The 24,238-nt window shown below is 61.8% G+C and carries 22 protein-coding genes; 14 read left to right on the forward strand and 8 right to left on the reverse strand.

Features of this window, described 5'->3' with window-relative positions:
• Nucleotides 1-64: 64 nt before the first annotated feature.
• Nucleotides 65-1,378, reverse strand: a complete 1,314-nt coding sequence (xylA, locus tag ABJF10_RS02455; RefSeq protein ID WP_348542927.1) for a xylose isomerase — start codon at nt 1,376-1,378, stop codon at nt 65-67.
• Between the two features lie 1,329 nt (nt 1,379-2,707).
• Here xylA and ABJF10_RS02460 point away from each other — a divergent pair.
• From ABJF10_RS02460 to ABJF10_RS02470, 3 genes are all read left to right on the forward strand, one after another.
• Entirely contained in the window at nt 2,708-3,559 is an 852-nt protein-coding gene (locus tag ABJF10_RS02460; protein ID WP_348542928.1) for a GIY-YIG nuclease family protein, read from the forward strand.
• Nucleotides 3,560-3,897: 338 nt separating this feature from the next.
• On the forward strand, nt 3,898-4,149 hold the full coding sequence (locus ABJF10_RS02465; protein ID WP_348542929.1) for a type II toxin-antitoxin system HicB family antitoxin: 252 nt from the start codon (nt 3,898-3,900) through the stop codon (nt 4,147-4,149).
• Nucleotides 4,133-4,357: a type II toxin-antitoxin system HicA family toxin gene (locus tag ABJF10_RS02470; protein WP_348542930.1), complete on the forward strand. Its 225-nt coding sequence runs from the start codon at nt 4,133-4,135 to the stop codon at nt 4,355-4,357. Before ABJF10_RS02465 ends, ABJF10_RS02470 begins: the two co-directional genes overlap by 17 nt.
• A gap of 112 nt (nt 4,358-4,469) precedes the next feature.
• Here ABJF10_RS02470 and cls read toward each other — a convergent pair whose 3' ends face one another.
• Nucleotides 4,470-5,888 (reverse strand): cardiolipin synthase, encoded by a 1,419-nt coding sequence (cls, locus tag ABJF10_RS02475; protein WP_348542931.1) that lies wholly within the window; start codon nt 5,886-5,888, stop codon nt 4,470-4,472.
• Nucleotides 5,889-6,239: 351 nt separating this feature from the next.
• Between cls and ABJF10_RS02480 the strand changes: the two genes are divergently transcribed.
• From ABJF10_RS02480 to ABJF10_RS02490, 3 genes are all read left to right on the forward strand, one after another.
• Nucleotides 6,240-7,538, forward strand: a complete 1,299-nt coding sequence (locus ABJF10_RS02480) for a DUF3463 domain-containing protein (RefSeq protein WP_348542932.1) — start codon at nt 6,240-6,242, stop codon at nt 7,536-7,538.
• A 123-nt stretch (nt 7,539-7,661) separates the two neighbouring features.
• Nucleotides 7,662-8,279, forward strand: coding sequence for a hypothetical protein (locus ABJF10_RS02485; protein ID WP_348542933.1), 618 nt, complete (start codon nt 7,662-7,664; stop codon nt 8,277-8,279).
• Nucleotides 8,280-8,349: 70 nt separating this feature from the next.
• Entirely contained in the window at nt 8,350-9,759 is a 1,410-nt protein-coding gene (locus ABJF10_RS02490; RefSeq protein ID WP_348542934.1) for a hypothetical protein, read from the forward strand.
• 2 nt (nt 9,760-9,761) lie between these two features.
• Here the strand turns inward: ABJF10_RS02490 and ABJF10_RS02495 are convergent, their stop codons facing one another.
• A complete protein-coding gene (locus tag ABJF10_RS02495) occupies nt 9,762-10,079 on the reverse strand; it encodes a hypothetical protein (RefSeq protein WP_348542935.1) in 318 nt (105 codons plus the stop codon).
• 88 nt (nt 10,080-10,167) lie between these two features.
• Between ABJF10_RS02495 and ABJF10_RS02500 the strand changes: the two genes are divergently transcribed.
• Nucleotides 10,168-10,896 carry an alpha/beta hydrolase-fold protein gene (locus ABJF10_RS02500; RefSeq protein ID WP_348542936.1) on the forward strand — a complete coding sequence of 243 codons (729 nt, stop codon included), beginning with the start codon at nt 10,168-10,170 and terminating at the stop codon, nt 10,894-10,896.
• 73 nt (nt 10,897-10,969) lie between these two features.
• Nucleotides 10,970-12,955, forward strand: coding sequence for a squalene--hopene cyclase (shc, locus tag ABJF10_RS02505; protein ID WP_348542937.1), 1,986 nt, complete (start codon nt 10,970-10,972; stop codon nt 12,953-12,955).
• Between the two features lie 184 nt (nt 12,956-13,139).
• Here the strand turns inward: shc and ABJF10_RS02510 are convergent, their stop codons facing one another.
• From ABJF10_RS02510 to ABJF10_RS02520, 3 genes are read right to left on the reverse strand one after another with little or no spacing between them, the layout of a single operon-like run.
• Nucleotides 13,140-14,264 carry a hypothetical protein gene (locus tag ABJF10_RS02510; RefSeq protein WP_348542938.1) on the reverse strand — a complete coding sequence of 375 codons (1,125 nt, stop codon included), beginning with the start codon at nt 14,262-14,264 and terminating at the stop codon, nt 13,140-13,142.
• Nucleotides 14,265-14,272: 8 nt separating this feature from the next.
• The gene (locus ABJF10_RS02515; protein WP_348542939.1) at nt 14,273-15,451 is read right to left on the reverse strand and encodes a hypothetical protein; all 1,179 of its coding nucleotides are present in this window, start codon (nt 15,449-15,451) and stop codon (nt 14,273-14,275) included.
• A 14-nt stretch (nt 15,452-15,465) separates the two neighbouring features.
• Nucleotides 15,466-16,947, reverse strand: a complete 1,482-nt coding sequence (locus ABJF10_RS02520) for an NADH:flavin oxidoreductase (RefSeq protein ID WP_348542940.1) — start codon at nt 16,945-16,947, stop codon at nt 15,466-15,468.
• Nucleotides 16,948-17,020: 73 nt separating this feature from the next.
• Between ABJF10_RS02520 and ABJF10_RS02525 the strand changes: the two genes are divergently transcribed.
• Entirely contained in the window at nt 17,021-17,896 is an 876-nt protein-coding gene (locus ABJF10_RS02525; RefSeq protein ID WP_348542941.1) for a LysR family transcriptional regulator, read from the forward strand.
• A 15-nt stretch (nt 17,897-17,911) separates the two neighbouring features.
• Here the strand turns inward: ABJF10_RS02525 and guaA are convergent, their stop codons facing one another.
• Both guaA and ABJF10_RS02535 read right to left on the reverse strand, forming a co-directional pair.
• Nucleotides 17,912-19,480 carry a glutamine-hydrolyzing GMP synthase gene (gene guaA / locus ABJF10_RS02530; RefSeq protein ID WP_348542942.1) on the reverse strand — a complete coding sequence of 523 codons (1,569 nt, stop codon included), beginning with the start codon at nt 19,478-19,480 and terminating at the stop codon, nt 17,912-17,914.
• 1 nt (nt 19,481) lies between these two features.
• On the reverse strand, nt 19,482-19,676 hold the full coding sequence (locus tag ABJF10_RS02535; RefSeq protein WP_348542943.1) for a hypothetical protein: 195 nt from the start codon (nt 19,674-19,676) through the stop codon (nt 19,482-19,484).
• 103 nt (nt 19,677-19,779) lie between these two features.
• Between ABJF10_RS02535 and aat the strand changes: the two genes are divergently transcribed.
• From aat to ABJF10_RS02560, 5 genes are all read left to right on the forward strand, one after another.
• Entirely contained in the window at nt 19,780-20,367 is a 588-nt protein-coding gene (gene aat / locus ABJF10_RS02540; RefSeq protein ID WP_348542944.1) for a leucyl/phenylalanyl-tRNA--protein transferase, read from the forward strand.
• Between the two features lie 178 nt (nt 20,368-20,545).
• A complete protein-coding gene (locus tag ABJF10_RS02545; protein ID WP_348542945.1) occupies nt 20,546-21,016 on the forward strand; it encodes a hypothetical protein in 471 nt (156 codons plus the stop codon).
• Entirely contained in the window at nt 21,013-21,840 is an 828-nt protein-coding gene (locus tag ABJF10_RS02550; RefSeq protein WP_348542946.1) for a prepilin-type N-terminal cleavage/methylation domain-containing protein, read from the forward strand. The genes ABJF10_RS02545 and ABJF10_RS02550 overlap by 4 nt, the downstream gene beginning before the upstream one ends.
• A gap of 12 nt (nt 21,841-21,852) precedes the next feature.
• Entirely contained in the window at nt 21,853-23,667 is a 1,815-nt protein-coding gene (locus ABJF10_RS02555; protein ID WP_348542947.1) for a hypothetical protein, read from the forward strand.
• Nucleotides 23,652-24,218, forward strand: coding sequence for a hypothetical protein (locus ABJF10_RS02560; protein WP_348542948.1), 567 nt, complete (start codon nt 23,652-23,654; stop codon nt 24,216-24,218). Before ABJF10_RS02555 ends, ABJF10_RS02560 begins: the two co-directional genes overlap by 16 nt.
• Nucleotides 24,219-24,238: the final 20 nt, after the last annotated feature.

Raw genomic sequence — 24,238 nt, forward strand, 5'->3', positions numbered from 1 at the left:
CTCAGGATGACGGCGGGTTTTTGGGACGCTCCGCTGCGGAATCTACGTGCGTCGATCTTAGATCTCAGATAAACTCGTTGATCAAGTTCTCCAGGAACTCCTGGCGCCCACTCGCCGCACCGCCGGCTTCGCCCTTCTCGAGCGCGAATTTCTCCAGCGTCGCGAAGGATTCTTTCCCCGCTTCGATATTGGCACCGAGCCCACTGTCCCACGAAGCATAGCGGTCCTTGACGAACTTCGCGAGGCGGCCGTCCGCGCGGATCGCGGCGGCGATTTTGAGGCCGCGGGCGAAGGCGTCCATGCCGCCGACGTGCGCGTGGAAGAGATCCTCGGGGTCGATGCTCTCACGGCGCACCTTGGAGTCGAAATTCACGCCGCCGGTGGTGAGACCGCCGTACTTCAAGATGCTGAGCATGCACTGCGTGGTGAGATAGATGTCGGTCGGGAATTGATCCGTGTCCCAGCCGAGGAGCAGGTCGCCCGTGTTCGCGTCGATCGAGCCGAGCGCGCCGGCGGCGCCGGCCACTTCCATTTCGTGCTGCATGGAGTGGCCCGCGAGCGTGGCGTGATTCGTCTCGAGGTTCAGCTTGAGATAGGGGAGCAGGTCGTATTCGCGCAGGAAATTCAGGCACGCCGCGGCGTCGCTGTCGTACTGGTGCTTGGTCGGCTCTTTCGGCTTCGGCTCGATGTAAAACTGGCCCTTGAAACCGATCTGCTTCGCGTAGTCCACCGCCATGTGCAGGAACTTCGCGAGGTGATCGAGCTCCCGCTTCATGTCCGTATTCCACAGCGTGGAATAGCCCTCGCGACCACCCCAGAAAGTGTAGCCCTCGCCGCCCAGTTCCTTCGTCACTTCCAGCGCCTTCTTCACCTGCGCCGCGGCAAAGGCAAACGCCTCCGCATTCGGGCTCGTCGCCGCACCCTGCGCATAGCGGGCGTGGGCGAAAAGCTGCGAGGTGCCCCAGAGCAGCTTGATGCCCGTGCGCTGCTGCTGTTCCTTGAGCAGGGCGACGATGGTGTCCAGCCACTGGTTCGATTCCTTCAGCGTCGCCGCGAGCGGCGCCACGTCGCGATCATGAAACGCGTAATAAGGTGCGCCGAGCTTCTCCACGATCTCGAAAAACGCCGGCACGCGCGCCTTGGCCAGGTCGAGCCCCGTCTTGCCCGCTTCCCATGGGCGAATCGCCGTCGGCCCGCCAAACATATCCGCGCCCTGCCCACACATCGTGTGCCAGTAGACCACCGAGAAGCGCAGGTGATCGTGCATCGACTTGCCCTCGACCACTTCCGTGGCGTTGTAGTGCTTGAACGCGAGGGGATTCTTCGACTTCGAGCCTTCGTAGGCGATCTTGCTGATATTCGGGAAATGAGCGGACATGGAGATGGAGGCTTGAGGGTTGCCACTGCCGTCGTCGGCAGCGGGGAGGGGAGAGTGAATAATTGGGCGCGGGGTTGTCAGCAAAGAAATGGTGGAGTCACTCAGGAGTCGAGGCACTAGACGGGCTAGGGAGGAATGGCCACAATAAGGCACAGAGGGGCACAAAAGCGGGTGGGAGAAGTCGTTCTATTTTTGGTGAGTGGGATCAGGTGGGATCGGTGGGATGTTGCTGGCGGCCGCCGCCGCCATCCCTTCGGGACAACCTGCGGTTGGCCTCTCGCTCCGCTTGAGTCTCTGTAAATGCGGTGGGATCGGAGTGAGATTGAGGTGGGATTGGGGTAGGAGGTTGGGCGCGACGCACATCGTGGACGACCGCGTTCCGGCGAGCCCGTGCCGGAGCGGAAAAATTTGGAGGCACGATCAGGCACGATTGGACACGATTACACTGGACTGATGGCTGCGCGCGGGGTGGAGGGCGCGTGTCCCCACGCGCCGGTGGGCGTTTGATTCGCAGCCTCAACCCGGCGGGTGGGGACACCCGCCCTCCACCTTCAGGCGGGACGATTTTGCGGTTCGGAGCGGGATCATTCATGGGTGCGATTGCTGGCAGCCGCCGCTGCCACCCTTCGGGCACGCTGCGCGTGGCTTTTGTGCCGCCCACCTCCGCCCACGGCACCATCTTCGGTTTGCTCCGCTCGGATGGGTGCGATTCGGTGTGATTGAAGGAAGCGCCAGGAGCCAAGAGCCGAGAACCAAGTGGCGTCCCAAGCTGCGTTGGGCAGCGAGCTGGATTCGCGGCTTCTGGCGGTGATTTGATTCATGACTGCGATTGAGTGCGATTCGGTGCGAGCGCCTCTGTAAGTGAGAGCGGAGTGCCGGCGTGGAATGGTTCGTTTGGCTGGATTTCCGAATTGGGCAGCAGCGACGGCGGGCCGGTCGCCTGGCGGCGACGGTCGTGCCGTGCATTAAAAATAGGTTCATCTCGCATTGCATGTGTTTCGTCTCCCTTCCTCCGTTCCTCAGCCATCTCGGTCGGCAAAATCCCTGCCCAACGTCCATTCTATGTTTGCGAGCGAAAGTGTCGCATGTCTGGGTCGAAAAGTCAAGGAAAAAATGAGATGGAGGAGGCTGTCGTTGCCGCTCATCCTGCCCCGCCGCGCAACGCAGTTGCTACCGGACGGGTGCGTTACCAAAGCCTCACTTTGGTAACGAGGAAAAGCTGGCACATAAACGACTATGGGATCCCCGCCCGCGAGAGCACGTGCCAAGATGTGTTGACGGATCGGTTGCTGGCCCGTCAAACGTGGGTGCTGCCGATTTCCGGGTATTATGGCCACCCCCAAAACGATTCAGATATTCCTGCCAGATGGAGATCCCCGGGGGATCCGCGTGGCCGAAATCACCACCCGGATCGTCCAGGTAATCGAGGTTCCGCGAAGTTTGCTGCAAAGCTTCCTAAAGATGCCGGAGAGCGGACAGGTTGCGCTCTACTTCCTGATTGGCGAGTCGGATGACGGCACCGATTTGAAGGTCTACATCGGCCAGACCGGCGATCTGCGCGCGCGCCTTCTCAAGCACAACAAGGACAAGGAGTTTTGGGAGCGTGCATTGGTGATGATCTCCCGAACGAACAGCTTGATCAAGACGCACGCGGAATTTCTGGAGTGGCATTGTCTGCAAGAGTCCCGAAGGGCGGGGCGCTATGCGGACGAAAACGGCACGAAAGGCACGAGGCCACACACGCCTGCGCCCCTCGAAGCGGACTGTTTGGAAATCTTTGAGACCGGTCAAATCCTGCTGGCTACACTCGGTCACCCAATTTTCGACCCCGTAGCCGCGCCTGTCGCGACCGCCAAGACGGAGGAACTGTTTTTCTGCAAAGGCTCCGACACGAATGGACGTGGCCTGTACACGCCGGAGGGTTTCGTCGTGCTCAAGGGTTCCGTGGGGCGCAAAGAGAACGTGCCCTCCATCATCGACACCGCACACCATCGATTGCGGCTGCGGCTCCTGGAATCAGGCGTGATGCGGGAGGAAGGCGAGAAGGTAGTTTTCGCGAAGGATCATTTGTTTCGTTCCCCCAGCATGGCTGCGGTTGCTCTCTTGGGTCGAAACGCCAATGGATGGCTGGAATGGAAAAGTGCGGCCGGCAAGACCCTCCATGCCGTAAAGCGTGCGTAAACCGACTGGCTACCATAGACTAGGCTTTACCAACCAATGCGGGTCGGCACATGTCTCTTTACCACGCAGGACGTGCTGGGCGGTGGGGCGGTGGGGCGGTGGCGCCAGATGGAGAGGTAGAGTTCTTCGCTGGCGGTGAGGCAGCGTTTCTGAATGGTGCAGATGCCTTGGACGGCTGCGCGATCGCAGAGTGGGTGGGGCCTGCGAAGCAGTTCGCGTCGCCACTCCGGCAACGTGCGGCTGGGGGGTGCGGAAATCGCCGTTTTGCGGTCCACCGCCGAACTCCTGAGGCGATAATTTGATACCCAGTCGGCATCATTTGGTATATCTTCCACCCTATGCTCACCGAGTACATCCAGGCGGCGATGCGGCAGGCCCACTACGAGATCATGGAAGACGGGCGTTTCTTCGGGAAGATCCCGGCATGCCCCGGTTGCTGGGCGGACGGGGATACGGTGGAAGCGTGCCGGAGCGAATTGCAGGATGCGTTGGAAAGTTGGATCGTCGTCGGTCTGCGGCACGGGGATTCTTTTGCGGTCATCGAGGGGATCGATCTGAATCCGCAGCCGATCTATGCCGAAGCCGATTAAGCGTCGGGAGTTGATCCGCCGCTTGCGTCTCTGTGGCTGGCAAGGACCGGAACCGGGCGGAAAACACGAAGTCATGCGCCATACGAATGGAAACAAGATTCCGATTCCGAATCCGCATCGAGGTGACTTGGATTGGACGGTGGTGAAACGGGTGATCCGCGAAGCGGGAATCTCAGCGCAGCACTGGGACGGACTTGGGCAGGAGTAAAATGGACGCAGGAATGCCTCTCGGTTTTGGATTCAAGGCAAAGCGGGTCTAGGGGAGGGTCGATGGGAGATGGAAAATGGAAATGGGAGAGGGGAATATCCTCCGAAGCCATTCAGAGCACCGAGTCCGCGAGGCGGGCGAGGTTTTGCAGGACGCGCTGGGAAGGGGGGCGGCTGCGCCAGGTGGCGAGGTCGAGTTCGTCGCTGGCGGCGAGGCAGCGGTCCTGGACGGCGCGGAGGCGCTGGACGGCTTCGCGGTCGTAGAGGATGAGGCTGACTTCGGCGTTCAGGGCGAAGGAGCGGATGTCGATATTGGTCGAGCCGAGGAGGGCGATGGAGTCGTCGACGGTGAGGTGTTTGGCGTGCAGGAAGTGCGGGCGGTAGAGATGGATGTGCACGCCGGCGGCGAGCAGGTCTTCGTAATAGGAACGCTGGGCGAACTGGGTGAGCCGCTGGTTGCCGTGGCCGGAGACGATGAGGCGCACTTCCACCCCGCGGCGCGTGGCGGATCGCAGCGCGGCGAGGAAGGGTTCGTCGGGCACGAAATAGGGGGTGGTGAGGACGACGCGCTGCCGGGCGGCATAGAGCAGGGCGATGAAGAGTTCCGCGCCATTCTCGCGCTGGTAGCCGGGGCCGCTGGGCAGGATCTGGGCGGCGATCTGGCCGGTGGGAGGGATGTCCGGGAAGAAGCGGTCGGTGTCCAGCGCGCCGTCGGTCTCGATGTAGTAGTCGGCGAGGAGGACGGCTTGAATCTGCGCGACGACCGGGCCGGTGACGCGGGCGACCAGTTCCTCGTTCGGATGTCCGGGGACGAAATTCGGGTCGACGATATTCTGCGAGCCGGCGTAGCCGATGTGGCCGTCGATGACGGCGAGCTTGCGATGGTTGCGCAGGTCGAAGCGCGCGGCGTTGTGGCGGAAGAAGCCCACCGGCAGCATGGCGACGACCTCGACGCCCGCCTGCCGCAGGCGCGGGGCGAGGCGGGCCAGGCCGGGGCGGGAGCCCACGGCGTCGGCCATCACCCGGGTGTGGACGCCGCGTTTCGCCGCGCGGATCAGCGCTTCGGCCACCCGTTCGGCCGTGGCGTCCGCCGCGAAGATATAGGTGAGGAGGTGGACGTGATTCCGGGCGGCGTCGATGTCGCTCACCAGCCGATCGATCGACCCTTGGTAATCGGGGAGAAGCTCGACGGCATTGCCTTCAAAGACCTCGAAATCACCGAGTTTGGCCGCGAGATGGGGCAGGTGGGCGAGATGATCCGGAAGCGGCGGCTGACAGACGACGTGCGGCAGGAGATGGGTCTGCGCATCCATGATCCGTTGCGAAGCCCGTTTCTGCTGTTCGATACGCTCGCGGGGCACGCGGATGCGGCCAAAGAGCGCGTAAAGCGCCAGACCGGGCCAAGGGAGGAGAAAGATGAGCAGCAGCCAGGTCCGCGAGGCGGCGGCGCTGCGTTGCTGGGGCACGTAGAAGAGCATCGCGAGACGGATCGTCCACGCGCTCACCAGATAGAGAAGGCTCCAGGACGGCATGAAGGGGTGAGGATGGGGGATGGCGGGGAAAGAGCCAAGAGCCAAGGGGTGAGTGCTCAGTGCTCAGTGCTCAGTGCTCAGTGCTCAGTGCTCAGTGCTCAGTGCTCAGTGCCGAGGGCCAGGAGCCAAGAGGCGCGTACGTTTCGGGTGTAGGGCGGGTGTCCTCACCCGCCGGGGGCCAGGTTCGCGGCGCCAGCCGGCGCGTGGGGACACGCGCCCTACACTGTCGAGGTCGCTATTTTTCCCTGTTTTCAGGGCCGGGGCGCTTTCCCCGATACAGGTATTATTTCAATTTCCGGGTTGAAGACGATTGCCAATTCGAGACTTACGCGTATATCACTCGCCCATCGCATGAGATTTCCGCTCGCGCTTACGGCTAAAATTGCCGCTTACATCATCGGCAAGAAATTGAAGGGCGTAGCGAAGTTCGCGACGGTCCTTCAACTCGAACCGCTCCACACTTGCAACCTGACCTGCACCGGCTGCGGGCGCATTCGCGAGTACTCGACCTCTCTCAAGAACGTCATGCCACTGGCCGATTGCCTCGGCGCGGCCGAGGAATGCGGCGCGCCCATGGTGTCGATCTGCGGCGGCGAACCGCTGATCTATCCCGAGATCGAGGCGCTCGTCGGCGGCCTGCTGGCCCAGAAGCGCATCGTTTACGTCTGCACGAACGCCATGTTCATGCGGAAGAAGATGCGCGCGTATCTCGCGGCGCTCTTTGCCCGCGATCCGCAGCGCGCGGAGGACAAGCTCCAGGTTTTGCTCAGCGAAGAGCTCATTACGGCCAAGGACGCCGAGGAAATCCGCAAGGGCCCCAAGGATCCCGCCGCACCGGTCATCGCCCCGACGCAGTGGATGTATTGGAACGTGCACCTCGACGGCCTCGAGCGGACGCATGACCTCATCGTGGAGCGCGAAGGTGTCTTCAAGGAAGCCGTGCTCGCCATGCGCATGGCGAAGATCATCGGCTATCAGGTGGCCACGAATACGACCGTTTACAAGGAAACCGAAGTCCGCGAGATCGAGGACCTGTTCGCCTACCTGTCCACGCTCGGTCTCGATGGCCACACCATCGCGCCCGGCTACGAATACGACGCGGCCAAGGCCGACATGGTGAAACGTCTCGGCATCGCGCCGGAGAATTTCTTTCTCACCCGCAAGATGACGATCGAGAAGTTCGCCAAGATCGAGGAGTGGGGCGAAAAATTCCCCATCTTCGGGACGCCGGTGTATCTCGAATTCCTCGCCGGCAAGCGCGACCTCACATGCTCCGCCTGGGCCATCCCCACGCGCAATGTCCGCGGCTGGAAAGGCCCGTGCTACCTGATGACGGATGGCCACTACACGAGCTACAACGAGCTGCTCGCGAAGACCAATTGGGACAAGATCGGCGTCGTCGACGGCGTCGCCCGCGACCCGCGCTGCGAGAATTGCATGATGAACTGCGGCTACGAGCCCACCGCCGCGCTCGGCATCAACGGTAAGTCCGGCGACACGTGGAAGAACATCAAGTTCAACTTCGGCAAGAAGCCCCTCGGCACTCCGAATGCGGATGTGCAGGCCTTCGACGGCGTGACCGCCGGCGACGGGCATCTTACCGGGAAGAACGCCGCCCCCGCGCGCAAGCCGGCGGAAGCGGTTTCCTGATCCGCCCGCTTCGGACTCCGCGATCCAGCGTGATCGCACCGCCAGGCGGAACATCCGCCGCAGTGCCGCTGCGTGGATTGCTTTGGGCTCGCTTCCCATCTCGATTGGGCATTACCTCGCGCCATGTCCGCTCCTCCCTTTCCCCCGCCTGACGCCCCAAAAAAGAAGCCCGGCCTGGCGTGGCCGGTGCGCGTGATTGTAGGGATAGTGGGCTTGATCGCCGTCGTGTCGGGTGTGAACCAGGTCCGGCACGGGATCGGTGAAATCAAGGGTTCGTCTTTGGATTGGCAGCGCCGTGCGGTGGCGGGGCTGAGCGTGGAATTGCCCGGCGCTCCCGTGAAGGAGGATATCCAGCCGGCGGCGGAAGCTGCCCCCCGGGTGAAGCTCATGGAAATGCACGGCGTGAAGACCAACGGCGCGCTGATCAAGATCACCCATGTGGCTTACACCGATGCGGCGAAGGTGAGCATGGATGCCGAATTGGAAGGCGGAAAGGAAGCGCTGAGCGCCTCGCCGGGGATCGACAAGTTGAAGATGTCGGTCGTCGAAACGCAGGTCCAAAACGGCCCCGCCAAAACCATGTCGGCCGATTACACGCTCCCCAATTTTGGCGAGCAGCACTCCGAGAGCCTTTATTTCAGTCGCGGGCAGGAATCATGGGTTGTGGTGGTGATGGGCGTGCCGGCCGTGGTCAAGGAAATCGCCCAGCGCTTGCTGCCGAGCGTGCAGATCGCTCCGTAGCGATGTGCGTCTCGCCGGGACGACGCTGAGCCCAACCATCCTGCGGCGCACTTCCCGCGCAGTCGATTCGATGCACATCCGCCCGCTCGCCTTTCTCTTTTTCTCGATCGTTCTGGTTCTGGCTGGCTTCTGCGGCGACGTCGCGGGAGCGGTGCCGGTCGAAAATCTCGAAGCCTTCCGCTCGTTCGTTCGGACGGAAAGCTGGTCGGAGAACTGGCGGGAGGCGGACGGCAAAGTGCAGGTCCGCGAAGTTCGCGGCGAGCTTTGGAACGACGCGATTCAGGCTGCGCTGCTCAAAGACGGCACGGTGCACATTCCAGCGCGAGCGGAGCCTTACTGTCTGGATGCTCCGATCATCCTCAAGTCGGGCCAGTCGCTCCTCGCGGACGCGACCGCCGAGCTGCGGCTCAAGCCCGGCACCAATACCTGCCTGGTGCGCAATGAGCACGTCGTGGGATTCAATGACCGGCCGGTGCCCGCGGGTGTCGAGCCCGATACGGATATTCGGATCGAAGGCGGCATCTGGACGACGCTGGCGAATGGCGTGCCGGGCGCGAATGGCAACCTCCGCGGAGCGTCGGCAAAGCAGAACCCCGTGGCCGGAACCCACGGGGTCATCCTTTTGCACAACGTCCGAAAAGTGACGGTGCAGAACGTCACCGTGCGGCAGAGCAAACCCTTCGGCGTGCACTTGGGCAATGCGCAGGACTTCGTGGTCGACGGCGTGCGGCTCGACCGGCACGAGCGCGATGGGGTGCACGTGGACGGCCCTTCCGGCAATGGTGTCATCCGTAACGTGAGCGGCGATTCCCATGATGATCCGGTGGCGCTCACGGCGTGGGATTGGGTGAATTACATCGTCACCTACGGGCCTATTCACCACATCACCATCGAGCACATCACGGGCGTGCCGGTGAGCCAGCATGGCACCGATGCCATTCGACTGCTGCCGGGCGTGAAGCGTTTCGCCGATGGCTCCACGCTCGATTGCGACATCCACGACATCGTCTTGCGCGACATCACCGACATCCGCGAGTTCAAGTTCTACGACCAGCCGAATCTCGAAAAGGGCCGCGACCAGGATGCCAGCGCCGGGCTGGGAAAGCTCCGCAACATCCTGTTGCAACGCCTCCACTTTACGCGTCCCGGCGTGATCCAGATCGCCGCCGAAGTCGATGGTCTGCGCGTGGAAGAGGTGAATCTCAACTTCACCCTGCCGCCCACCTTCAAGCTCGTCGAAATCGGCCCCATGTCGGCCACCTATCGTCTCGGAAAAGATCCCGCGCACTGGGTCGAGCTCTTTTCGCCGGATCTCGATGTCACCGTGCGCAACTTCCATCTCGTCAAAGTCAGCATCGACGGCCAGCCCGTGGCAGATGCTGAAGCGAGATTCGTCGCCGTCAAAGACCAGCAACTCAACCTCGACTATCCACACACCTCGCCGCGCGGCGGCACCGGCAAGGCGAAAGTCCTGCCGTGACGTTAGGTCGCTTTAACGGCGACCACGCCGTAGCGGGCGCACAACTTCGCGGCGACGCCGAATTGGAGCGGAGCGTTGATGGTGGCGAAGACATTCAATTCCATGAGCGAGCCAATGAGTTGAAATGGCTTGAGATGCAACGTGGCCGCCAGTTCGCGGACGGTGATAGGATCCGGGATGGTGACGCTGGGCGGCTGCTTCTCCCGCTGACGCAGCACGTCGATCAGATCCTTGCAGCCGTCGGGCAGCAAAAAGCGCGGCTTCTCAGGTTCTGGTTGAGGATCGTCCTCTGGTGGAGCCGGGTTGTCTTCCATAGACATGCGGAATTTCCGGAGGATACACCCCGTGTCCAGAGGGGATTTGCCTTTACCGTCCGCGCAATTCCGACGTACTGCACCGCCGCTTCCCATGAACCGCGAATACCATAAATGGCACAGCCCGGCCCTCGGGCGCGAGATGGAGTTGCTGGTCTTCGGGACCGGTGGCCCGCGGTTGCTCGTCTTCCCGTCGCGCAAGGCGCGCTTTTTCGAGTACGAAGACCGGGGGATGATTCACTCGCTCCGGCATCGGCTCGAGGCGGGCCAGATTCAGCTCTTTTGCGTGGATGGTCTCGATGAGGAGAGCCTCTACTGCTTTGAAAAGACGCCCGAGGAACGCGTCGAGCGGCATCTGCAGTACGAACGCTATATCATCGAGGAGGTGCTGCCGTTTTCGGCGAAAGTGAATCCCAAGACACCGCTCATTGCCCACGGATGCAGTCTGGGCGCTTACCACGCGGTGACCATGGCCCTGCGGCACCCGCAGCACTTCCAGCGCGCGCTGGCCTTCAGTGGGCGCTACGATCTCACGCTCCACACTTCACACTATCACTCGCTCTTTCACGGGTTCTATAGCGAGGCCGTCCGCGAGATTGTGCCGAGCCACTTTGTTCCTCCGCTGACCGATCGCTGGCGGCTCAAGGCCATCCGCCGGGTGCGCTTTACCTTCGTCGTCGGTGATGAAGATCCGTTTTACGAAAACAATGTTGAACTCTGTGGAGCCCTAGCCAAAAAGAAGGTCGGGCATGAACTGCACTTCTGGTGTGGCCAAGCGCATCGTTTCCGCTACTGGCGGCAGATGATCCGCATCTATCTGTAAGAGGGAAAATTTCCCTGCCGCCGTCGAAATTCCGCATTTGCCTTCCCACGCCCAATCAGGACAGACTGCGCCCGTGATATTTACCGATACCCCGACGGGTTCGACACAGAATAAACTGGATGTGACGATCCGCCGGGCGCAGCAGAACCTGCTGCGTTTGCAACATCCCGAGGGCTACTGGTGTGGCGAACTCTTCGTCGATAGTACGCTCTGTTCCGATTACGTCCTGTTCATGCACTGGGCCGATGAAATCGACCCGGTCATCGAGGAGAAATGCGTCGCCCATATCCGCCGCCGCCAGCTCGAGGACGGCGGCTGGAACATCTACGAAGGCGGCCCGAGCGACGTAAACGCCACGGTGAAGGCCTACTTCGCCCTAAAGCTCGCGGGGCACGCGCCGACGCAGCCCTGGATGCAGGAGGCCCGCGCATGCATTTTGCGCCTCGGCGGCATCCCGAAGATGAACACCTACGCGAAGCTGTATCTCGCGTTGCTCGGGCAATTTCCCTGGCAGTATCTGCCCACCGTGCCGGTGGAGATCATGCTCATGCCGCGCTGGTTTTTCTTCGACGTCTACGAGGTGTCTTCGTGGAGCCGCGCCATGCTCATGCCGCTGGCGATTCTCAATCACTACAAGCCCACCAAGCATCTGCCCTGCGACCAGCAGTTGCACGAGTTGTATCCCATCGGGTCCGAGGAGAGCGACTTGGGTCTCGGCTGGCAAAAGCCCACGCTCTCGTGGCCGAATTTCTTCCTCATCTGCGACCGCTTGATCAAGGTGCTGCACAGTCTGCCGTGGAAGCCTTGGAAACGCGTGGCTCTGGCGCGGGCGGAAGCCTGGATGACCAAGCGCATGGGCGAGGGGAGCGACGGCCTCGCGGCGATTTTCCCCGCAATGCTCAATTCGCTCATCACCTTGCGGACCTTGCGCTATTCGCGTGAGCACCCGCTCTATGTGAAAGCGAAACAGGATTTCGCCGGGCTCTTCGTCGACGATCCGCAGGATTTCCGCATCCAGCCGTGTCTCTCGCCGGTGTGGGACACCGCGATCAGTCTGGTGGCGATGCTCGAGAGTGAGATCGATCCTCAAGATCCGCGGATCAAGCAGGCCGTGGCCTGGCTGGCGTCCAAGGAAGTGCGCACGCCGGGCGACTGGAGCGTGAAGAATCACCACGTGCCGCCGAGCGGCTGGGCATTCGAGTTCAACAACGTCTATTATCCGGACACCGACGACACGATGATGGTGCTGGCCGCGCTGGCCCGGGCCGGGGTGCGCGAGAAGACGGCGCCCAAGGAGATGAACGAGATGTTCGACCGCGCGCTGCTCTGGCTGCTGAGCTTCCAGTGCAAGGACGGCGGTTGGGCGGCCTTTGACAAGGACGTCATGCAAGGCTGGCTCGAGGACGTGCCTTTCGCCGATCACAACGCCATTCTCGATCCCACCTGTAGCGATCTCACCGGTCGCGTGCTGGAGTTGCTCGGCTACATCCGTTACGACCGCGAAAGCATCATCGTCCGGCGCGCGCTGAAGTTTCTGCGCGAGACGCAGGAGGACGACGGCTCGTGGTACGGCCGCTGGGGCGTCAATTATATCTACGGCACGTGGCAGGTGCTCCGCGGGCTGCGCGCCATCGGCGAAGACATGCGCCAGCAGTGGATCGTCCGCGCGCGCGACTGGCTCGAAAGCTGTCAGAACGAGGACGGCGGCTGGGGCGAGACTTGCGCCAGCTACGATGATCCGACGCTCAAGGGCAAAGGCCCCAGCACCGCCTCGCAAACCGCGTGGGCTCTGATGGGACTGATCGCCGCCGCCGATCCCACCGAACCCGCCGCCCTCGATCGCAAATCCATCCGCCTCGGCGTCGAGTACCTGCTCGGCACACAAACGGCCGATGGCAGTTGGATCGAACCCGAGGTCACCGGCACGGGATTCCCGCGCGTCTTCTACCTGCGCTACGACATGTATCGGAACAACTTCCCGCTCATGGCGCTGGCGACGTTCCGCAAGCAGCGCGCCGGTGGGATGCCGGGCTCAAGTTCGGCTGCACCGCGCGGGTAGAGGAAGACATCCACCCCGGTGTCATCCTGAGCGGAGTGTAACGCAGTCGAAGGACCCCGTGGCTCGACGAACGATGATCGCTGGTTATTCGACGGGGTTTGCCCCGCCGTCCCATAGGCGTCTCGCGGACTCGGCTTTCGACTTCGCTCAGGATGACACCGTGATGGGAGCTATAGACGATTACTTAGCGAAACCCGGGGATACCCAGCTTGTCCGCCACGCGCCGCGGACGTCGGAGCGCATCTTCCATGCGGACGGCTTCATCATCGCCGCGCAAGTCTTTGCAGGCAGGATGCGCCTCGGGTGAAGCGATCAAGCCCAGCGCGTGCAACACGTGCGCGGTGCTGTGCTTGTAAGCCGAAGCACTCATGCGCGCGTCGAGGCGGAAGACCTGGTCTTCTAGCGATTGAAAGGCCTCGAAGAGCTTGTAGACGCGCGTGTCGAAGCGCCCCGTGCCAGTCGGGAACTTCTTCCCCGCAACACCATCGAGCAGCCACATGTCTTTGGCCGCACAGATCAGCGGCGCCCCGCTGACCGCCGCGCCGATGAGCAAGGGCAGCCCGAGCTTGATCGCCGTGGCGATGCCGAAGTCATCCCCGCTGTGCGGGGCGAAATCGAGGCCGAGGTCCCGGCACATTGCGGCCCAGTAAAGAAAATGCGGTTCATCGAGCGTGGAGATCTTTCCGCCGACGAATTTCGGATGCTGTGCGAGTTGCCAGAGCAGCCACGGCTCATACGGCGTCGCCCAGGGAACGAACGCCGGCTCCAGGGCGTGGACGATGCCTGGCCGAATAAGCCACTCCGCGATCTGGAAATAGGCGTCGCGCCGGGGTTCGGGGGCGAGCGCATTGAGCCCGCGTGAAGTCATCAGCATCACTTCGCAGTTCTCGTGCTGCTGAACGATGTCGATCAGCGGGCGGTAACGCTCGGCTTTGAAAGTGGTGTCATCCTCCGCGCCGCGCGCGGTCACACCGGCGATGAACTTGGCCCGCGGAAACTCCGCGCGAAAACGGCGCAACACCTCGGCATAGAGCGCATCGTCGAGATCGAAGATGTAGCCGGTGTCGGCATTCAGGACGGTGACGAGCTCGACGCCGTAATGGTCCGCCGCCGTTTGCATCCAGCGAATGCTCGCGGTGAAGCCGGCCCAGTCGGGCTGCCCGTCGCGGAAAGGCAGCAGGGCGGCGGCGCAGAGACGGGCTTTGGTCGTGTGATCGACGAGTTCCTCCTCGCCCACCCAGGCCCATTTCGTTTGCTGCCAGGTGGTTTGGGGCGTGAGATCGCGTGGGTGGGAGATGAGATCGTGCATGAAATTCCTTACTGGCGTTCGGCGACGTAGAGCTGGGTCCACTGGCCGCTGCTGACGTTGAAATAGATGCGCTTTCCATCCGGGCTGAAGACCGGGTGCGGATGCGAGACGCGCCACGAGCGGGCGCCGTGCGAGTTGTCGAATTGATCGATGACGACGTGACTGTTGCCGCGCGCATCGGCGACGAAGATGCCCCAGTCCGTGGCTTTGCCCTCAAACTTGTCCATCGTGGAGTCGGTGATGAGCAGCTTGCCGTCGGGGCTGGCGGAAGGATGATCGCCGCGGCAGACGGGCAGACCGGGGACGCGGTTCTCCTTGCCAGTGTTGCTGTCGATGAGGGTGAACGCGGTGTTGACGATCGTGGTGCCATCGGGACACCACGCCGGATGGCCCCAACTGGAGCGCAGGAAGAGAAAGCGCTTTTCGGCAATGTTGTAGCAAATGAGCCCTTCGCGCGCGCTCGCGCCCTTGCTGCGCGGATTGCCGTTGGTGTGGCCGTTGCTGGCCAGCTTGAAGAAGACCTTGGAGGCATCCGGGCTCAAGATCGGGAAGAAGATCGAGACGGGCTGGTCGCCGTATTGCTTCGCAAACCAATCGGGATACGCGGCGCGCGCGGCGTCGGCAGTCAGCACGGTCTGGATTTCGCCGGTGGCGGCGTTGAGCAACTCCAGGTCGCGATGCGGGCCCGGATTCCAGTGCGGGCCATAGAGCGGCACGAGGTCGCCGTTCGGCTGTCCCCAGCAGGAGAGCCGACCCGGGATGTGTATGCGCTCCTTGCCGGTGTCGAGATCGGTTACACCGACAAACCACTCGCCATTGCGCTCGCCGTGATAAGCGATGCTTTTGCCCTTGCAGATCCATTGCTGGCAGGCCGCGCGATGCGCGTCTTCCACGTCGAGATTCTCCACCAGCACGCGTTCTTCGCCGCTGGCGCGATTGCGGATGCGCACTTCGCCGTGCTGCCCATCGACCGCCGTGGAGGTGTAGAAGAGCACCCATTTCCCATCGGGGCTTTCCGGGGAGAGATTGAAGTAGGTGTGGATGGAGTGGCGCTGCTGATCGGGAGCGACCGGCTTGATCGTGACGCCGCTGCGCCACGGGGCGAGGGGATCTTCCGGGGTTTCGGCGCGGAGCGGGAGCGCGGTGCTGAGCAGCGCGAGGAGGAGGGGGATCGTTTTGGGAGGCATGGGAGGGAGGCGATTTATCCGCCGATCGACTTTTTGATTTCCTTGAGCTTCTGGAACTCGGGCTTCTGCGTGTAGTATTTATCCAGCGGATAGCAGCCGCTGATCAAGCCATTGCGCGGGGCGGTGGTGCACTCGCTGAAGGTGCGGCAGATGAATTTCTTCTCCATTACTTTGCCGACAATCGCATCCGTCAGCATGGCGGGATAGGAGAGCACGGCGCGCCCGAGACCGATCGCGTCGGCCCAGCCTTCGCGGACGATAGCCTGCGCCACATTCGGCAGGTACTCCTGCAAATAGGTGTATCCGGAGCCGATGATGTAGAGATCGCGCGGCGCCCGGGCCTTGATCTGGCGTACGGCTTGTATCTGCCGTTCGACGTCGATCAGCGGGTCGTAGGCGGGTTGGTAGCCATCGCTCGGCGGGAACGCTGCGGGGCGCTGCAAATGCGGCGTGTAGTAGGGCGAGCCGGCGGAGGTGTTGAGCACCTTGATGCCGAGCTCACCGCACAGGGCGACGAAGGCGAAGGTCTCGGCGAGGTCGATTTGCGTGGGATCCTCGGCGTTGACGCCAAAGCCGTAGCGGTAGGGGAGGCACGCGGAGAAATCCTCGGGGATGCCGGGGCCGAGCTTGCCCGGCTGCGAGAGCTCGGGATCGGGGCGGTGCGGCACTTTGTCGAAGCAGCTCAGGCGGACACCGAAGTCGATGGGATTCCCTTCGGCGCGGATACCGGCGACAATCTCCCGTAGGATGCGAGTGCGGTTTTCGAAGCTGCCGCCGTATTTTCCCGGTCGCGTATGGGCGCCGAGGAATTCGTGGAGCAGGTAGCCGTGGCAGTGCTTGAGATCGACGAAATCCGCGCCGATCTCCCAAGCGAGGCGCGCGGCCCGGATATAATCGCGGATCAGTTCTTCGATCTGCGCATCCGTGAAGACCTGATCATCACTGGTGACGTTGAACTTGCGATCGAGGATCGGGTGGCGAAAGGCGATGCGCGATTCCCAGCGCTTGTCGTGCGGGCGGCAGAAGCGTCCGGAGTGGGTGAGCTGGAAACCGATCACGAGATCATCGACGGTGCCGTAGAGTTCCTGGTGGGCGGCTTTCAAGATGCCGAGCAACTCGGCGATGCCGGCCTTGTTTTGCTCGATGAGGATGAGCTGGTTGGGATTGGCGCGACCGTCGGGCCGCACGGCCATGGCCTCGGCGCCGCAGATCATCTTCGCCCCGCTCTCGCCGAAGCGATGCCAGCGCCGCCGCATCTCGTCGGTCACGCCGCCGCTGGTCGTGCCGTCCCAGCCTTCCATCGGGTGGATGACGATGCGGTTGCCCGGGCGCTTGTCGTTGATGGCGACTTCCGCGGGTCGGCCGATCGGTGAATCGGTAGTCGTCAGTGCATCGTCACACGGGATATCGATACCCAGCGTGGTGCAGTAGGCGCGGAAATCGGCAGGGGACTTGAGGGTGGGGAGGCGGGTGAGCCGGAGGGCGGGCGAAGTCATCAGAGCAGCATTGAATCTTCCGGTGAGCCATTGGTAAAACAGTGCTTTCCGATCAATACGAAAGGTTTTTCCGATGGAACTCTACCAGCTCCGATACTTCCTCGAAGTCGCCCGCCAGCGAAACTTCACCCGCGCTGCGGCGCGGCTGCATCTCGCCCAGGCGGCCTTGAGCGAACAAATTCGCAAACTGGAGGACGAACTGGGGACGCCCCTCTTCCAACGCGGCCGTCGCGAGAGCACACTCACCGCCGCAGGGGAGACGCTGCGCGGGCATGCCGAGGGGCTGCTCGACCGTGCGGCGGCGGCGCGCCACGCAGTGCAGGAATTGGTCGGCTTGTGCGGGGGCAAGCTGGTCATCGGCGCCATCCCATCGGTCAGCGCCGGTCTTCTGCCGGCGGCGGTGACCGCTTTTCGCCAGCGTCACCCGCAGGTGGAACTGGTCATTGTCGAGGGCACATCCGAGTCGGTGGCGGAAGGCGTGGAGGCCGGTCGCGTCGAGATGGGCATCATCCAGCATCCCACGCCCGCCGGACCCTTCACCGAACGGGCCCTCTTGACGGAGCCGTTCGTCATCGTCGCGTCTGCCAATCACCCCATCGCCCGGCGGCGCCGGATCGGTCTCGCTTCCTTGGCGGAGGAGCCGTTCGTCTTCTTCAAGGGCCGGGCGCGGGATAGTGCGCTGGCCGCGTGCCGGGCGGCGGGGTTCGAGCCGCGGCTGGCTTGTGAGAGCGGGGAGTTGGAAACTGTCCGGGCGCTGGTGGCGGCGGGGCTCGGACTGGCTCTTTTGCCGGAACTGGCGGCGCAACGGGCCAGGCCGGCTTGCGCACTGGTTCGGCTCAGTGGCCCCAAGGTCGAGCGTCAGTTGTTAGTCATTGCGCGCCGGGGACATGCGACCTCACCCGCGGCGGCGGAATTCGAGACGCTGCTCAGGCGGGGCCGGCGTCGATGAGAGTTTTCTGCAAAATTATTCCCACTCAATCGTCGCTGGCGGTTTGCTGCTGATGTCGTAGCAAACGCGGTTCACGCCTTTGACTTCGTTGCTGATACGGGTCGAGATCTTGGCCAGCAATTCGTAGGGCAGTTTCACCCAGTCGGCCGTCATGCCGTCCTGGCTCTCGACGATGCGCACGGCAATGGTCTGCGCGTAAGTGCGCTCGTCGCCCATCACGCCCACGCTGCGCACCGGCAGCAGCACCGCGAAGCTCTGCCAGACGCGATAGTACCAGTCGCTGGCCTTCATCTCGGCGACGACGATGGCATCCGCTTCGCGCAGGATGCGGAGGCGTTCGCGCGTGATATCGCCGAGGATGCGCACCGCGAGGCCGGGCCCGGGGAAGGGCTGGCGCTGGACGATTTCCTTGGGCAGGCCGAGTTGCGCACCGACTTCGCGGACCTCGTCCTTGAAGAGCTGGCGCAGCGGCTCGACGAGCTTGAACTTCATGTTCTTCGGCAGGCCGCCGACGTTGTGGTGCGACTTGATGAGCGCCGCGGGATTGCCGCCGATGGCGACGCTCTCGATCACATCGGGGTAGAGCGTGCCCTGCGCGAGGAACTTGAACTTGGATTTCTTCCCGCGGGTGAGCGACTTCGTCGCATCCTCGAAGACCCGCACGAATTCGTTGCCGATAATCTTCCGCTTGCCCTCGGGATCGGTGACGCCCTTGAGCCTTTTTAGAAAGCGAGTGGAGGCATCGACGTATTTCAGCTTCACATGGAAATTGTCGCCGAAGACACGCTGCACAGTCTCGGCTTCGTTCGAGCGCAGCAGGCCGTTGTTGACGAAGACGCAGGTGAGTTGATCGCCGATCGCCTTGTGGAGCAGGGCCGCAGCGACGCTGGAATCGACTCCGCCGGAGAGGCCGAGGATCACATGATCAGAGCCCACCTGACGACGCACTTCCTCGCATGTCTGGTCGATGAAAGAGCCCATCGTCCAATCCATTTTGCAGCCGCAAATCTGGTAAACGAAATTGGCGAGGATGTCCTTGCCGCGCGGGGTGTGGACGACTTCGGGGTGAAATTGCAGGCCGTAGAATTTCTTCTTCGGCTGTTCGATCACGGCGTAGGGCGAGTTGTCCGTCTTGCCGATGGCTTGGAAGCCACGGGGCATCTTGGTGATTTTGTCCCCGTGGCTGTTCCAGATATCGAGGACTTTGGGGAGGTTGTGGAAGAGCGGCGAGGAACTGCGGGTGAGGCGCAGCAGCCCGGGGCCATACTCGCGGCGGGTGCTGTGCTCGACCTTGCCACCGAGGTGGTGAGCCATGAGTTGCACGCCATAGCAGATGCCGAGAATAGGCACGCCAAGGTCAAAGATGCCCTTGTCGGGGTGCGGGGCGTCCTTTCCATATACACTCGCGGGCCCGCCGCTGAGGATCAGCCCGTCGGGTTGGAGGGCGGCAATTTCCTTGGCGGACGCGTCGAAGCGGAGGATTTGCGAGAAGACCTGGCACTCCCGGATCCGCCGGGCGATGACCTGAGTGTACTGCGAACCGAAGTCGAGGATGACGATACGAGAGACGGCGGGCTCGGCCATGCTAATACCCGGCGCGCGTATTTTCCTTGATGATCGGATCGTCGGACTTGTCGGGCTGCGTCAGCGCGCCTTGTCCGGAAATACCGCGTTCGAGTTTATTGACGCCGTTATTTTGGGTCGGCGGCAATTCGCTCTCGCAGCCAGCCAGGGCGAGGCAGGCACCAGTGAGGAAAATCAAAGCAAGAATGGCTCTCATGCAGGGGTTTGATAGCGGGTGGCGGGGTAAAAAGGAAAGGGAAAGTATAAGACCAGACGTGGGATTGCGTCCAGCGACGGCGTACGGCATAAACCGCCCCCGCATGATCCCGGTCGAATTGCTGCTCCACGCCTACCGCCACGCGGTCTTCCCGATGGCGATGGAGAATGGCGAAATTGCGTGGTTTTCACCCGATCCGCGGGCGATCATCCCGCTGGACACCTTTCACGTTCCCCATGGATTGAAGCGGGCGTTGAAAAGGGGCCGCTTCGAGATTCGGATCAATACCGCGTTTGAAGCGGTGATGCAGGCTTGTGCGCTGCGGGAGGAAACCTGGATCAGCGACGTGATCGTGGCGAGCTACGTGAATCTGCACCTCGAGGGCCATGCGCATTCCGTGGAAGCCTGGCTGGATGGGAAACTGGCTGGAGGGCTGTACGGGGTGGCCATTGGGGGCGCATTCTTTGGCGAGTCGATGTTTCATGAGGTGACCGATGCCTCGAAAGTAGCCTTGCACGCACTGGTTGAGCGCCTCCGGCATAGGAACTTTACCCTGCTCGATACGCAATGGCTGACCCCGCACTTGGTCACGTTTGGCGCGACTGAAATCCCCCGTCTGGAGTATCAGCGACAACTGGGCAGATCGGTTGATAAACCGTGTCAGTTCGTTGATCTCCCGAACGACTCCTGAAATTCTCAATTCTCAAATCAGTCGTCTCTGATCTGAGAAAAACGGGACATCGGCGACCGTTACATTGTATAACGCCAGAGGGAAAACCCTGATAGATGCACCCTTTTGCGGTTCACGGCACAAGCAATGATTATAGGAACTGGAAAGAACCCGTTCTCTGAGCGCCCACTTTTCAAAGATGAAATCTTCCCGCCGTTTCCATGCCGCTGCGTTTACCATCGTGGAAGTGACGGTGGCGATCGGCTTGTTTGGGATCACCGCTGCCGCCGCCATCGGCGCGATGATCCGGATGAATACGAACGCGGCGCTCTGCCGCCTCCAGACCGGGGCCAGCACGGTCGCGCAAAACCAAATCGACCTGATCCTTTCCGACGCCCCGTTCAATCCCCAGTACAGTCAGGTTCCGCCGGAGTTGACACCCGGCACCACCTCCACAGGGACCAGTAGCGCCCCCACAGTGGCCGTGTACACGGATCCCAGCAGCGGTGCAAAAGTGCTGGGGTGGATGACGACGGTGGTGACGGACACCAGTTCGGCGCTGAATGGCAATACCCTTTACGTCTATCGGGCCACGGTGACCGTTTCCTATTTCTACAAAGGCCGCCAATACAACGTCTCGATGTGCACGATGCGCTGCGCTGATACATGAAACACACCACTCGACATCTTCTCGGCCAGCGCGCCTACACGCTCATCGAACTGATGATCTGCACGGCGATCATCGGTGTCACCGGTCCGATTCTCTACTATATCCTCAACACGGGGATGGTTCTCTTCGCCAAGAATACGGCGATCAATATTGCTCACCAGGAGGCGCGTGTAGCCGTGCTGCAAATGGAGCAGGATTTGCACTCCGCCATTTCCATTCCCCAACTCACCGACGCAACGAAGACCCCGATTGCCGGTAATGGTCCAGCCGCCGGGATCACCTTTCAACTTTTCGCCGCCGGGCCATTCCAGATCACGCCGAGCACTACAGGATATCCCACCGGGCAAAGCCAGGTTTCGGTGCGGGTGAATGGCTACCTTCCCTCGGTTGGTCAGAGGCTTATCATTCCCACCCATCAAATCGAACTCGACATTTCGGCCGTGGGGGCGGGTTCCACGGACCGCAGCCTGACTCTGGCCAGTAATCTTCCGGTCGCGGTCTATACGAAGCTCGGAGTGCCTGTGCAGGACGTGAATGTCGTTTGCTTTATCACTGACCGCGTGACCTATGTCGTCAATGGAAGTCAGCTGCTTTATTACGGACGCAAGAATAACAATACCTACAAGGTCATGGCTAATGACCTGACAGCGGCCATTCCATTCAGTATTCCGGTGACCCCGCTGGGTGCACCGTACAACCGCTTCGTGGCGGCGATCAATTTGTCCACCGCCGATACGTCCACGAGCAACCGGCACTTCAAGGCGGCGAACATGTTTCTTAACGCGATGGAGCCCTACCGGGCACGGCTCTGTATCTACCAGTAACTGTTGAATCCGATGAAGAAAAACTCCGCTTCTACCATGCTGGCCGTCCTGGCCATGCTGTCCATGCTATCCGCCTGCGTGATCGCGTCGCTGAATTACACCGCCACCGTGAGCCGCAACGTGGTGGCGAGCAACGCCCAGCGCCGGGCCACCGAGGTGGGCGACGGTGCGCTGGACTACGCCTTCGCTTACTGGCGCGAGCTCTGCAAGGAATCGCCGAATACGCTGAGGCCGACGGCGGACTTCGCCGCCATCCCGTTGCCCACGTCGACATTGTTCCCAACCATCTCGGGCTTTACCGCCAATCGAGGGGCGAATCCCGGCACCGGCACGCCGTACACGATTGCCAACTATGTAGTGCAGGCGGTGGATCCGCAGATGAATGCACTCGCCTCGAGCACGACGACGCCGCCAGTCGGCACAGGTATGCAAACAGGCACCAACACCGCCTACTATCTTGCTTCGGCCGACGTGACGATCCCCGCTTTTGCCAGTCGCATGCTGACCATGAAAATGCGGCGCGTCTTCACCAAGGAGCTGAAATCGCCTTGGGAATACGCTATTTTCTACAACGATCTGCTGGAGATTCATCCGGGCGCGACCCAAACGATTGCCGGTTGGGTGCATACGAACGGCAGCTTGTACACGGCGCACAACACGCTCACTTTCGCCAGCAAGGTGGACTACGGCAATGATTGGGGCATTGCCTTCGCCCCCGGCGACAACGATCACTCGGAAACGCCGGCTTCGCCCAATTATCCCAGCAATTTGCCGCCGGCGCGCGGCCAGATTCAGCTGCCATTCGGCATGGATCCGACTCAGGTTTTCACCAATAGCACCTCCAATAATTCCGGCTATCACGAGTTGATCGAACCGCCGACCAGTGGGACGCCGGATCCGATCGCCAATGCGCGTTACTACAACCAGGCCGATATTCGCATCCTGGTGGACGCGAGCAATACCGTGACAATGACCAACAACGCGGGCACTACACTGAATAGCTCGAGCACGGGGACCAATCTGGCTCTCTATAACACCTTCACCAGCGCTCTGAAAACGAACGATTCCCTACAGGATAATCGAGAGGCCGCCACGATGCGAATTGTGACGCTGGATATGAGCAAGGTCACGGCGGCCCTGACGGGGGCGGGCGCGCTCGTCGGCACTGGCTTTAAAGGGGTCGTCTATGTGGCGGACACGAGCGGAAGTTCGACCGTCAAGCGCGGCGTGCGTTTGAAGAATGGCGCCAAGATGCCCGCCGGCGGCCTGACGGTGGTCAGCATGAACCCGGTTTATATTCAAGGCGACTATAACACGGGACGCACGGTCAACGGCTCTGGCACGGTGACGGCGGAAACCCCCACCAACACGGCCAACAACGGCACGGGCAGCAACATCGTTTCCGGCTATCTAGAGCAGCCCTGCGCGGTCTTGGGCGACGCTGTGAACATCCTCTCGAATGCGTGGACGGATGCGAGTTCCAGCGGCAGCCTCAGCGGGCGAATCGCCTCGCCGACGACCGTCAATGCCGCGATCGTTTCCGGGATTGTGCCGACAGGGACGGCGAGCTCGGGCGCGAACAGCTACAGCGGCGGCGCGGAGAACTTCCCGCGGTTCCTGGAGGATTGGGGCAGCAAGACATTCACCTACTACGGCTCCATGGTGGAGTTATTCAAGAGCCAGCAGAACACCGGCTACTGGGGCAACGCCAATGTTTACGGTCCGCCGAACCGAAACTGGAATTTCGACACGCTCTTCTATACGCAGCCGCCTCCCGGCACCTTGCTCATCGTCACCTACAGCAAAGCGAGATGGTACGTTCAATAGTCTTCGCCGCGGCGTTCATTTGCGTCGCTCCACGCGTCTTCGGGGAGGTTGATTTTACCCCGAAGGACTCCTTTTACCTGGCGGAAGCGACCAGGGTGCCGGATGTCGCGTTTCAAAATGGGTCGCGAAAAATCACCTATTCACCGCCTGGTGGATGGACCTTGAGCGGCGGAGGAAGGAAGCTCTCGTTGACGCCTCCGGACACCGTTCAGGCAGGAGCGGTGATGCAGACGGATCCCATCGCGGCCGTAGTCCCCGCCACTGAGGAGAACGTCAAGGCCTACAGTGATGTCGCAGTCGGGCTGCTGCCGAGGGAGGCCTCCAAGGTGACGGTAGTGGATGCCGCGATTTGCAGCATGCGCATTGCGCAGCGATCCATGGTGGAAGTGACCCTGACCTACGTCCTCTTCGGCCAGCATTTCACCTCGAACATCTTGTTTCTTCCTTACGACAAGGAGCAAATCATCTTTCAGGTGACCGCGCGAAATGCCGACTATACGCCGCTGGCCAAGGCTTTCCGGGCGAGCCTCTTTTCACTTCAGGGGCTGTAAGGCGGCAGCCCGCGTGAATC

Source organism: Chthoniobacter sp. (assembly GCF_040003245.1).
Taxonomy (GTDB): Bacteria; Verrucomicrobiota; Verrucomicrobiia; order Chthoniobacterales; family Chthoniobacteraceae; genus Chthoniobacter.